Below are 11,692 nucleotides of genomic sequence, written 5' to 3' on the forward strand. Positions count from 1 at the left end.
ATTGATAAGCTGCTAGCGATGTTATGCCTTCGTCGAGAAACGGTATCCTGCGCCACGAACAGTTTGGATGAGTTTGTCGTGACCTGCGGCCTCAAGCGCTTTACGCAAACGACGAATATGTACATCAACGGTACGGTCTTCTACATACACGTTGGTGCCCCAAACATTGTTTAGTAGTTGTTCACGACTGTAAACACGCTCTTGGTGCGTCATGAAGAAGTGCAACATTTTGAACTCTGTTGGTCCCATATCAACCGCTTCATCATTTGCGGTCACACGGTGAGAAACAGGATCCAACTTCAGACCTTGTACATCAATCACATCTTCGAGCGCAGTCGGTGTTACGCGGCGAATAACGGCTTTAAGGCGAGCAACCAACTCTTTTGGTGAGAAAGGTTTGGTGATGTAGTCATCCGCGCCAACTTCTAAGCCGCGCACTTTGTCTTCTTCTTCACCACGAGCTGTCAGCATCACAACGGGAATGTTGCGAGTTAACTCTTCGCGCTTCATGTGTTTGATGAAGTTAATACCACTGCCACCTGGTAGCATCCAGTCTAGTAGCACTAAATCCGGGAAGGGTTCAGCCAGTTTGGTTACCGCAGAGTCGTAATCTTCTGCTTCTACTGCTTGATAACCTTTCTGTTCAAGCACGAAGCATAGCATTTCACGAATCGGAGCTTCGTCTTCAACAACCAGAATCCTTCTAGACATAATTGAATAACCTTATGTTAGTTGAGCTAATGAATTTAAAGGACAAAGCGCCCCTCTATGCATAAGCATTATTACTACCAATTATGACACTTTTGTGACCTTTGAAAACAAATTTTCATATAACTTTCTTTTGAGATTCATCATGATCTTTTTCAATTCAATTAGGACAACGCCGGGAAAATTCCCTATGATTAGTCCCTTGTCATCAAGCCTAGAGAAGATTTATGTGGTTTAAAAACTGTCTGGTATACCGCGTTAACCGCGAGGTTAACTTCAACGCCGATCAACTGGAAACTCAACTAGCCGAGTTCCGATTCACCCCTTGTGGAAGCCAAGATAAGCAAAAGTTTGGCTGGGTTAGCGCGATGGGTAGAAATGGCGACATGATGACGCACGTTTCTGAAAACCGCATTCTGATTTGCGCTAAGAAAGAAGAAAAAATGCTGCCTGCTTCAGTGATCAAAGACTCACTAAATGCAAAAGTAGAAGCAATGGAAGCACAGGAAGGTCGTCCTCTTAAAAAGAAAGAGAAAGACAACCTGAAAGATGACATCGTAATGGACCTCCTGCCACGTGCGTTCAGCCGTAGCAGCCACACTTACGTGCTGATTATGCCAAAAGAAGGCTTCATCCTTGTTGATGCAAGCAGCTACAAAAAAGCAGAAGACGTATTGGCACTACTACGTAAGACAATGGGTAGCCTGCCTGTTGTACCAGCAATCCCAGAAGTTGCGATCGAAACAACTCTAACTGAATGGGTAAAAACTGGTGATACACCACAAGGCATCACAATGATGGACGAAGCAGAGCTTAAGTCTGTGCTAGAAGAAGGCGGCGTGATTCGTTGTAAGAAGCAAGAGCTTACAACCGATGAAATCCGCAACCACATCGCTGCAGATAAAGTGGTGACTAAGCTAGCACTGAACTGGCAAGATCGTATCGAATTCATCATGGCAGAAGATTCTGGCATCAAACGTCTGAAGTTCTCTGATGAACTAAAAGACCAAAACGATGATATCCCACGCGAAGATCAGGCTGCTCGCTTCGACGCAGACTTCTCTCTAATGTGTGGCGAGTTCAGCGCTTTCCTACCAAATCTATACGAAGCATTGGGCGGTCTGCCAAACCCTAACGCTTAATTTCGTACAAAGATCAACCATAACGCCCTCACTTTTTTTGAGGGCGTTTGTTTATCCAAACCATAATTCTCCTAGTCACAGGTCACATTTTGACGTAAAATTTGCGCCCCATTTCCATGAGGTGGAATTGGCCTGACTTGTGATCAGATATTAAGAGAATTGAGCAATGACAACAGAGAAAGCATTCGTACCAGAGCTACTATCTCCAGCAGGTAGCCTTAAAAACATGCGTTACGCATTCGCCTACGGCGCAGATGCAGTATACGCTGGTCAACCTCGCTACAGCCTTCGCGTACGTAACAACGAGTTCAACCACGAAAACCTACAAATCGGTATCAACGAAGCGCATGCCCTAGGCAAAAAGCTTTACGTGGTATGCAACATCCAACCGCACAACTCTAAGCTTAAAACTTTCATCCGTGACCTTAAACCAGTGGTAGAAATGGGTCCAGACGCACTTATCATGTCTGATCCAGGTCTCATCATGATGGTTCGCGAAGCGTTCCCAGAAATGCCAATTCACCTGTCTGTACAGGCGAACGCAGTAAACTGGGCAACTGTTAAATTCTGGGCTGCTAACGGTGTTGAGCGCGTGATCGTTTCTCGTGAGCTTTCTCTAGAAGAAATCGAAGAAATTCGCGAGCATTGTCCTGAAACTGAATTAGAAGTTTTCGTTCACGGTGCTCTATGCATGGCTTACTCTGGTCGCTGCCTACTGTCCGGTTACATCAACAAGCGTGACCCTAACCAAGGTACTTGCACTAACGCATGCCGTTGGGAATATAAAGTCGAAGAAGGTAAAGAAAACGACGCCGGTCAAATTGTTGAAGCGTTCGATCCAAACGAAGCTCAAGCAATCGAAGTCGCAGACGAACGCCCAGAAACCACTATCGGTCGCGGCAAACCAACTGACGAAGTGGTATTGCTTTCTGAAAGTCACCGTCCAGAAGAAAAAATGGCGGCGTTCGAAGACGAGCACGGTACTTACATCATGAACTCGAAAGACCTGCGTGCAATCCAACACGTAGAACGTCTAACTAAGATGGGTGTTCACTCATTGAAGATCGAGGGCCGTACCAAGTCATTCTACTACTGTGCACGTACTGCTCAGGTTTACCGCAAAGCGATTGATGACGCAGTTGCTGGTCGTCCATTCGATGAGAGCCTAATGGGTACGCTAGAAAGCCTAGCTCACCGTGGCTACACAGAAGGTTTCCTACGTCGTCACACTCACGACAGCTACCAGAACTACGATTACGGTTACTCTGTATCTGACGCACAACAATTTGTTGGTGAATTCACTGGCAAACGTCGCGGTGACATGGCAGAAGTTGAAGTGAAGAACAAGTTCATCGTTGGTGACAGCCTTGAGCTAATGACGCCAAAAGGCAACGTAATCTTCACGCTAGAAGCTATGGAAAACCGTAAGTCAGAATCAATTGAAGACGCAAAAGGTAACGGCCACTTTGTATTTATCCCGGTTCCAGAAGACATGGATCTGGAATACAGTCTGTTGATGCGTAACTTAAATGCAGGTCAGGATACCCGTAACCCAACTGGTAAGTAATCATGGCACTACTTATTACCGATAAGTGCATCAACTGCGACATGTGTGACCCTGAGTGCCCTAATGGTGCAATTACTATGGGTGACAGCATTTTCGAAATTGACCCTGCTCTATGCACAGAGTGTAAAGGTCACTACGAAAAACCAACATGTCAGTCGGTGTGTCCAATTACGAAGTGCATTATTACCGACCCAAATCATGTCGAGACTGAAGAGCAATTGCTAGAGAAGTTCGTGATTATTCAAGGGCTAGCGTAATTGAAAGAGGTTCAACTTTGCGCTCAAAGTTGAACCTTTTTTTAACCTGATTTCTCGATAGGAATAATGTTGCAGAAGAGCTCTTTCTCGAAATGATACTCTAGCCTTTCACGCCAATTTTCAGCTTGTGAGACAGGTATCAAATAGAAATTCTCTCGACTCGTATCCGTAACGAAAGCCATCCCATATTGCATTAGTTCGTAATGCACATCATTAACAAATCCCGGGTCAAGACGCTGACGTCCTGTCAGGTGATTAACATCCTCTCGAGTCAGATAGACTCCCTTATTCTCACTGCTAAATCTGTGTCTTAACCACTCTGCAAATTCTTTTGCACAAATCATAGTCATGGTTTTGTCCTTGATTAACTCTTAGATGGGGAAAGTCTCCATACCCACCTCAATACACTTGTCTGCGTTGCTATTTGTCTTTCACCAACCAACAGACATATTGCTAAGAAACCAGAGAATCGCGACGAAAAGATCTTTGTAAAACCAGAGTTATAACTACAAGAAAAACCACATAACCCTTTGTTTAATTTAGATTTCTGTAATATGCCACCAAAACTAATTAGGTTAGTTTTTATACTGGTATTATTCACTGTAGACAAAAGAATGATCTTTCTCCAGTTTCATAATGGAGATACCTAGTAGGTTTAATCGCAGCTTGATAGGAAGGAATTACCCTTTACTTCTTAGTAAGCAATGGCTGACATTGTGCAGGCATTATCTTTTTCTTCTTAGGCTTGGGCGTAGTTTTGATGGTCTTTTTAGCCACGGGAGGTGGCGTAGCTTTAGGTTGCCAACTCGCAAGTTCAGCTCCACAACCATCACCCACTGGAGGAGGAGCCTGGTTGATGCAATTAGCACTCGACTCCGGACAGTTTAATCTAACGTGGAAATGATAATGATGCCCCCACCAAGGGCGAACTTTGCGTAACCACCCTCTGTCTTTTTCCCCTTCCTGCTTACAAAGTTGCTCTTTTATCACCGGGTGAACAAAAATACGAGCTACATCCTCACTTTGCGCTGCGCTACGAATCAGTTCAAAGTGTCGAGTTTCCCAACGGTTTTCCAAAATCTTATATTTTTTAAGATCAACTACGCTCATTGGTTTAGGCAGCTGGAGCTCATTGTACGACAAAGGTTCATCGACTAGACGCAACCAGATATCGATATCTAAACCTGTTTGATGACTAGAATGTCCAGAAGAGAAACGCCCGCCACGAGCCAATGACAAGTCACCGACCAACAACGTTGTGCTTAAATTTTGATTCGTTTTTTTTGCTAGTTCTTGAATGAAATTGATCGTATGTGGGTGCCCATAGTAACGCTTCGTTTTGCTACGTAGCACTTGGTAACCAATACCATCCAAAGGAAGTGGAGATGCGCCATCTAGACAGCCATTAGCATAACTGCCGATAGAGGAAGAAGTGTTATTTGTGGGACCAGAGACCTGCTCCCACGGAGTTGCATAAAGAGAAGCTGAGAATAGAAAACTTAAACAAAAAGAAAGACTCAGCTTCATCACGCTCATTCCTTAATAGTGGTCACCATTATCATAGTAGCCTTTAGGAGAGAGTGCAGAGAAAATTACCGCAACATCGATATCTTCGCCGACAATACCACGTACTTGTTGAGTAATTGCTTTTGCAACCTTGTTCTGCGTTTCTTGACCGCGATCGAACCATAAAACTTCAACAAAAGGATAAGCAGCACTTACCTCACCTTCGCTGAAAAATGTACTGTAGATATATTCGAACGTAAAATCTTCGCGAGGGCAGTCCATAAGAGGCTGTAGTTCGTCAGTAAGTGGTTTTGATAGCGCTTGAACCGCTTGTGGCTCGACCGCTCTAAATCGAAGATGTGGCATAGACTTGCTTCCTAATTATTAGAATTCAGCGCCGATAATAACAGGAAGTCGACCTCTTATCACGTTAGCTTCTGGCAACACTCACTTTAAATAACGAAGATGCGGAGAAGCTTCAGGGCTTCTGTTGAAGACTTAGAAGATCCCAGAAGAACTAGGCTGGCAACTCACAGATTCGAGTAAATTATCGAGCAAGCACTCTGAGTTAGTCTGAAAAGACAAAAACGCAAAAAGCCCCAGCATTTCTGCTGAGGCTTTACAAGGTGGCAGGGGTAGATTGGACCGGCACTCCGGAAATTCGATATGACTTGCTACCAAGCGGGCTGGCGGCTCAGCTCCCAACACGCACTATTTAGGCATTAGGGGAATCTGCTACTCTTCCAGCTAGACTGGTATTCTTTCCTTCATATACGAAAAAGGCTCTAGCATTTCTGCTAGAGCCTTAAATATGGCAGGGGTGGAGAGATTCGAACTCCCAACACGCGGATTTGGAATCCGCTGCTCTGCCAATTGGAGCTACACCCCTGTAATTCGTGTTTAATGAGACGACTCTCGAATAAGTGGCGGAGCGGACGGGACTCGAACCCGCGACCCCCGGCGTGACAGGCCGGTATTCTAACCAACTGAACTACCGCTCCGCACTGGTTAGACCTAAAGTCTAAGTTTTTGTCTTCACTTTTTCATAAAAAGTGAAAATAAAATACAAGCCTGGCGATGTCCTACTCTCACATGGGGAAGCCCCACACTACCATCGGCGCTAATTCGTTTCACTTCTGAGTTCGGAATGGAAATCAGGTGGGTCCAAATCGCTATGGTCGCCAAGCAAATTCTTTAATCTGGAAAGCTGTTTTAAATTCTACTTACACACATTCAATGTTCTTACATTGAGTCCATCAAAACCCCTTGGGTGTTGTATGGTTAAGCCTCACGGGCAATTAGTACAGGTTAGCTCAACGCCTCACAACGCTTACACACCCTGCCTATCAACGTTCTAGTCTCGAACAACCCTTTAGGATACTTAAAGTATCAGGGAAGACTCATCTCAGGGCTCGCTTCCCGCTTAGATGCTTTCAGCGGTTATCGATTCCGAACTTAGCTACCGGGCAATGCGTCTGGCGACACAACCCGAACACCAGAGGTTCGTCCACTCCGGTCCTCTCGTACTAGGAGCAGCCCCCTTCAATCTTCCAACGCCCACGGCAGATAGGGACCGAACTGTCTCACGACGTTCTAAACCCAGCTCGCGTACCACTTTAAATGGCGAACAGCCATACCCTTGGGACCGACTTCAGCCCCAGGATGTGATGAGCCGACATCGAGGTGCCAAACACCGCCGTCGATATGAACTCTTGGGCGGTATCAGCCTGTTATCCCCGGAGTACCTTTTATCCGTTGAGCGATGGCCCTTCCATTCAGAACCACCGGATCACTATGACCTGCTTTCGCACCTGCTCGAACCGTCATTCTCGCAGTCAAGCGGGCTTATGCCATTGCACTAACCTCACGATGTCCAACCGTGATTAGCCCACCTTCGTGCTCCTCCGTTACGCTTTGGGAGGAGACCGCCCCAGTCAAACTACCCACCAGGCACTGTCCGCAACCCCGATTAGGGGTCAACGTTAGAACATCAACACTACAAGGGTGGTATTTCAAGGACGGCTCCACACAATCTAGCGACTGTGCTTCAAAGCCTCCCACCTATCCTACACATGTAGGGTCAATGTTCAGTGCCAAGCTGTAGTAAAGGTTCACGGGGTCTTTCCGTCTAGCCGCGGGTACACTGCATCTTCACAGCGATTTCAATTTCACTGAGTCTCGGGTGGAGACAGCGTGGCCATCATTACGCCATTCGTGCAGGTCGGAACTTACCCGACAAGGAATTTCGCTACCTTAGGACCGTTATAGTTACGGCCGCCGTTTACCGGGGCTTCGATCAAGAGCTTCGACCGAAGTCTAACCCCATCAATTAACCTTCCGGCACCGGGCAGGCGTCACACCGTATACGTCATCTTACGATTTTGCACAGTGCTGTGTTTTTAATAAACAGTTGCAGCCACCTGGTATCTGCGACTCTCAATAGCTCCATCCGCGAGGGACTTCACCGTCGAGAGCGTACCTTCTCCCGAAGTTACGGTACCATTTTGCCTAGTTCCTTCACCCGAGTTCTCTCAAGCGCCTTGGTATTCTCTACCCGACCACCTGTGTCGGTTTGGGGTACGATTCCTTACAATCTGAAGCTTAGAGGCTTTTCCTGGAAGCATGGCATCAATGACTTCACTACCGTAGTAGCTCGACGTCGTGTCTCAGCCTTAAAAAGAGCCGGATTTACCTAACTCTTAAGCCTACGCACTTGAACCTGGACAACCGTCGCCAGGCCCACCTAGCCTTCTCCGTCCCCCCATCGCAATTGTAAGAAGTACGGGAATATTAACCCGTTTCCCATCGACTACGCCTTTCGGCCTCGCCTTAGGGGTCGACTTACCCTGCCCCGATTAACGTTGGACAGGAACCCTTGGTCTTCCGGCGAGGAGGTTTTTCACCCCCTTTATCGTTACTCATGTCAGCATTCGCACTTCTGATACGTCCAGCATGCGTTACCACACACCTTCAACCGCTTACAGAACGCTCCCCTACCCAATGCACTAAAGTGCATTGCCGCAGCTTCGGTTTACTACTTAGCCCCGTTACATCTTCCGCGCAGGCCGACTCGACCAGTGAGCTATTACGCTTTCTTTAAATGATGGCTGCTTCTAAGCCAACATCCTGGCTGTCTGAGCCTTCCCACATCGTTTCCCACTTAGTAGTAATTTGGGACCTTAGCTGGCGGTCTGGGTTGTTTCCCTCTCCACGACGGACGTTAGCACCCGCCGTGTGTCTCCCGGATAGTACTTACTGGTATTCGGAGTTTGCAAAGGGTTGGTAAGTCGGGATGACCCCCTAGCCTTAACAGTGCTCTACCCCCAGTAGTATTCGTCCGAGGCGCTACCTAAATAGCTTTCGGGGAGAACCAGCTATCTCCAGGTTTGATTGGCCTTTCACCCCTAGCCACAAGTCATCCGCTAATTTTTCAACATTAGTCGGTTCGGTCCTCCAGTTGATGTTACTCAACCTTCAACCTGCCCATGGCTAGATCACCTGGTTTCGGGTCTATATCCAGAGACTGAACGCCCAGTTAAGACTCGGTTTCCCTACGGCTCCCCTAGATGGTTAACCTTGCCACTGAATATAAGTCGCTGACCCATTATACAAAAGGTACGCAGTCACACCACGAAGGTGCTCCTACTGCTTGTACGTACACGGTTTCAGGTTCTATTTCACTCCCCTCACAGGGGTTCTTTTCGCCTTTCCCTCACGGTACTGGTTCACTATCGGTCAGTCAGTAGTATTTAGCCTTGGAGGATGGTCCCCCCATATTCAGACAGGATATCACGTGTCCCGCCCTACTCGATTTCACTTTATATGCGTTGCCGGTTACGGGGCTATCACCCTGTATCGCACAACTTTCCAGAAGTTTCACCTGACGCATAAAAAGCTTAAGGGCTAGTCCAATTTCGCTCGCCGCTACTTTCGGAATCTCGGTTGATTTCTTTTCCTCGGGGTACTTAGATGTTTCAGTTCCCCCGGTTCGCTTCGCTGCGCTATGTATTCACGCAGCGATACTAGCTTATGCTAGTGGGTTTCCCCATTCGGAAATCCCAGACTCAAATGGTTTTTACTACCTAATCTGGGCTTATCGCAAGTTAATACGTCCTTCATCGCCTCTGACTGCCAAGGCATCCACCGTGTACGCTTAGTCACTTAACCATACAACCCGAAGGAGTTTCGAGTTGATGAACAAGTCACCAAAGTTGTCTGCAATTTTTATACATGATGCAGACTCGATTTTGCCGGACTCAAATTCCAAGAACACTTGAATGTGTTGTATTGGTGTTTGTCATAAAGACAAACATTGAGAACTTTACAAACAAACTTAAAAGTTTGTTTTGTCAGCTTTCCAAATTGTTAAAGAGCTAATCACTTCTAATGAAGTAACCATTTTTAAAAACTCTCAAGAGAGAATGTTTAAAGATGGTATCCCGTAGGGGAGTCGAACCCCTGTTACCGCCGTGAAAGGGCGGTGTCCTAGGCCTCTAGACGAACGGGACACTGTAGAATGCTTTGCAAAATACAAAACAATGTAGCTAGTGGTGGAGCTAATCGGGATCGAACCGATGACCTCTTCGCTGCCAGCGAAGCGCTCTCCCAGCTGAGCTATAGCCCCACATAAATCGCTTCAGCATTTTATGCAGAACCAATCTTTGCTCTGAAATCTAAACCATATCAATCTGTGTGGACACTCATCGTGACTCATTTGTCTTCACTTTTTAAAAGTGAAAGCAAACTATCCGTATCGAATAAGGAGGTGATCCAGCGCCAGGTTCCCCTAGCGCTACCTTGTTACGACTTCACCCCAGTCATGAACCACAAAGTGGTAAGCGTCCTCCCGAAGGTTAAACTACCTACTTCTTTTGCAGCCCACTCCCATGGTGTGACGGGCGGTGTGTACAAGGCCCGGGAACGTATTCACCGTGGCATTCTGATCCACGATTACTAGCGATTCCGACTTCACGGAGTCGAGTTGCAGACTCCGATCCGGACTACGACGCACTTTTTGGGATTCGCTCACTCTCGCAAGTTGGCCGCCCTCTGTATGCGCCATTGTAGCACGTGTGTAGCCCTACTCGTAAGGGCCATGATGACTTGACGTCGTCCCCACCTTCCTCCGGTTTATCACCGGCAGTCTCCCTGGAGTTCCCACCCGAAGTGCTGGCAAACAAGGATAAGGGTTGCGCTCGTTGCGGGACTTAACCCAACATTTCACAACACGAGCTGACGACAGCCATGCAGCACCTGTCTCAGAGTTCCCGAAGGCACCAATCCATCTCTGGAAAGTTCTCTGGATGTCAAGAGTAGGTAAGGTTCTTCGCGTTGCATCGAATTAAACCACATGCTCCACCGCTTGTGCGGGCCCCCGTCAATTCATTTGAGTTTTAATCTTGCGACCGTACTCCCCAGGCGGTCTACTTAACGCGTTAGCTCCGAAAGCCACGGCTCAAGGCCACAACCTCCAAGTAGACATCGTTTACGGCGTGGACTACCAGGGTATCTAATCCTGTTTGCTCCCCACGCTTTCGCATCTGAGTGTCAGTATCTGTCCAGGGGGCCGCCTTCGCCACCGGTATTCCTTCAGATCTCTACGCATTTCACCGCTACACCTGAAATTCTACCCCCCTCTACAGTACTCTAGTCTGCCAGTTTCAAATGCTATTCCGAGGTTGAGCCCCGGGCTTTCACATCTGACTTAACAAACCACCTGCATGCGCTTTACGCCCAGTAATTCCGATTAACGCTCGCACCCTCCGTATTACCGCGGCTGCTGGCACGGAGTTAGCCGGTGCTTCTTCTGTCGCTAACGTCAAATAATGCAGCTATTAACTACACTACCTTCCTCACGACTGAAAGTGCTTTACAACCCGAAGGCCTTCTTCACACACGCGGCATGGCTGCATCAGGCTTGCGCCCATTGTGCAATATTCCCCACTGCTGCCTCCCGTAGGAGTCTGGACCGTGTCTCAGTTCCAGTGTGGCTGATCATCCTCTCAGACCAGCTAGGGATCGTCGCCTTGGTGAGCCATTACCTCACCAACTAGCTAATCCCACCTAGGCATATCCTGACGCGAGAGGCCCGAAGGTCCCCCTCTTTGACCCGAAGGTATTATGCGGTATTAGCCATCGTTTCCAATGGTTATCCCCCACATCAGGGCAATTTCCTAGGCATTACTCACCCGTCCGCCGCTCGACGCCGTTATCGTTCCCCGAAGGTTCAGATAACTCGTTTCCGCTCGACTTGCATGTGTTAGGCCTGCCGCCAGCGTTCAATCTGAGCCATGATCAAACTCTTCAATTTAAAGTTTTTGATCCCCTAAATAAATAGGGAGAGGCTCAATGAATACTGACTTCAAAACTACTAATGTAATTTTAAAGCTATTATCGTTCCAACAGAACGATAATGAATTGACTGTGCCAAGTCCGAAGACTTGATTGGTCACTTCGTTTCATTGAAACCTAATTTGAAGCCGAAGCTTCTAATTGGATTATCATCAACGAGT

At 47.3% G+C, this 11,692-nt stretch carries 7 protein-coding genes, 4 tRNA genes and 3 rRNA genes; 3 read left to right on the top strand and 11 right to left on the bottom strand.

Going from position 1 to position 11,692, the window contains the following annotated elements; genetic code table 11:
- Positions 1-21: 21 nt before the first annotated feature.
- Positions 22-711: a phosphate regulon transcriptional regulator PhoB gene (gene phoB / locus QMY49_RS12020; protein WP_005424836.1), complete on the bottom strand. Its 690-nt coding sequence runs from the start codon at positions 709-711 to the stop codon at positions 22-24.
- 224 nt (positions 712-935) lie between these two features.
- Here phoB and rdgC point away from each other — a divergent pair, with 224 nt between their 5' ends.
- The 3 genes from rdgC to QMY49_RS12035 all read left to right on the top strand — a co-directional run bounded on the left by rdgC (position 936) and on the right by QMY49_RS12035 (position 3,674).
- The gene (gene rdgC / locus QMY49_RS12025) at positions 936-1,850 is read left to right on the top strand and encodes a recombination-associated protein RdgC (RefSeq protein WP_005445276.1); all 915 of its coding nucleotides are present in this window, start codon (positions 936-938) and stop codon (positions 1,848-1,850) included.
- Positions 1,851-2,016: 166 nt separating this feature from the next.
- Entirely contained in the window at positions 2,017-3,417 is a 1,401-nt protein-coding gene (gene trhP / locus QMY49_RS12030; protein ID WP_283311714.1) for a prephenate-dependent tRNA uridine(34) hydroxylase TrhP, read from the top strand.
- 2 nt (positions 3,418-3,419) lie between these two features.
- The gene (locus QMY49_RS12035) at positions 3,420-3,674 is read left to right on the top strand and encodes a YfhL family 4Fe-4S dicluster ferredoxin (RefSeq protein ID WP_005445273.1); all 255 of its coding nucleotides are present in this window, start codon (positions 3,420-3,422) and stop codon (positions 3,672-3,674) included.
- Positions 3,675-3,715: 41 nt separating this feature from the next.
- On the opposite strand, the gene QMY49_RS12040 is transcribed toward QMY49_RS12035, so the two are convergent.
- The 10 genes from QMY49_RS12040 to QMY49_RS12085 all read right to left on the bottom strand — a co-directional run bounded on the left by QMY49_RS12040 (position 3,716) and on the right by QMY49_RS12085 (position 11,490).
- A complete protein-coding gene (locus tag QMY49_RS12040) occupies positions 3,716-4,024 on the bottom strand; it encodes a hypothetical protein (RefSeq protein WP_005445270.1) in 309 nt (102 codons plus the stop codon).
- Between the two features lie 337 nt (positions 4,025-4,361).
- Positions 4,362-5,201 (bottom strand): penicillin-insensitive murein endopeptidase, encoded by an 840-nt coding sequence (gene mepA / locus QMY49_RS12045; protein ID WP_258456292.1) that lies wholly within the window; start codon positions 5,199-5,201, stop codon positions 4,362-4,364.
- Between the two features lie 12 nt (positions 5,202-5,213).
- Positions 5,214-5,546 carry a DUF1904 domain-containing protein gene (locus QMY49_RS12050; RefSeq protein WP_005445267.1) on the bottom strand — a complete coding sequence of 111 codons (333 nt, stop codon included), beginning with the start codon at positions 5,544-5,546 and terminating at the stop codon, positions 5,214-5,216.
- Between the two features lie 446 nt (positions 5,547-5,992).
- A tRNA-Trp gene (locus tag QMY49_RS12055) sits at positions 5,993-6,069 on the bottom strand.
- A 35-nt stretch (positions 6,070-6,104) separates the two neighbouring features.
- Positions 6,105-6,181: transfer RNA gene (locus QMY49_RS12060), tRNA-Asp, on the bottom strand.
- A 68-nt stretch (positions 6,182-6,249) separates the two neighbouring features.
- Positions 6,250-6,366: ribosomal RNA gene (gene rrf, locus QMY49_RS12065) — 5S ribosomal RNA — on the bottom strand.
- A gap of 91 nt (positions 6,367-6,457) precedes the next feature.
- Positions 6,458-9,347 (bottom strand): 23S ribosomal RNA (locus tag QMY49_RS12070).
- A gap of 265 nt (positions 9,348-9,612) precedes the next feature.
- Positions 9,613-9,688, bottom strand: a tRNA-Glu gene (locus QMY49_RS12075).
- Positions 9,689-9,728: 40 nt separating this feature from the next.
- Positions 9,729-9,804: transfer RNA gene (locus QMY49_RS12080), tRNA-Ala, on the bottom strand.
- A 134-nt stretch (positions 9,805-9,938) separates the two neighbouring features.
- A 16S ribosomal RNA gene (locus QMY49_RS12085) occupies positions 9,939-11,490 on the bottom strand.
- Together the 16S, 23S and 5S rRNA genes with 4 tRNA genes alongside form the textbook arrangement of a ribosomal RNA operon.
- Positions 11,491-11,692: the final 202 nt, after the last annotated feature.

This window comes from Vibrio harveyi (assembly GCF_030060435.1).
GTDB lineage: Bacteria > Pseudomonadota > Gammaproteobacteria > Enterobacterales > Vibrionaceae > Vibrio > Vibrio harveyi.

Excerpts from the sequence above, each read along its gene's own strand:
- phoB (WP_005424836.1), bottom strand. The coding sequence starts at position 711 with ATGTCTAGAAGGATTCTGGTTGTTGAAGACGAAGCTCCGATTCGTGAA.
- rdgC (WP_005445276.1), top strand. The coding sequence starts at position 936 with ATGTGGTTTAAAAACTGTCTGGTATACCGCGTTAACCGCGAGGTTAAC.
- trhP (WP_283311714.1), top strand. The coding sequence starts at position 2,017 with ATGACAACAGAGAAAGCATTCGTACCAGAGCTACTATCTCCAGCAGGT.
- QMY49_RS12035 (WP_005445273.1), top strand. The coding sequence starts at position 3,420 with ATGGCACTACTTATTACCGATAAGTGCATCAACTGCGACATGTGTGAC.
- QMY49_RS12040 (WP_005445270.1), bottom strand. The coding sequence starts at position 4,024 with ATGACTATGATTTGTGCAAAAGAATTTGCAGAGTGGTTAAGACACAGA.
- mepA (WP_258456292.1), bottom strand. The coding sequence starts at position 5,201 with ATGAAGCTGAGTCTTTCTTTTTGTTTAAGTTTTCTATTCTCAGCTTCT.
- QMY49_RS12050 (WP_005445267.1), bottom strand. The coding sequence starts at position 5,546 with ATGCCACATCTTCGATTTAGAGCGGTCGAGCCACAAGCGGTTCAAGCG.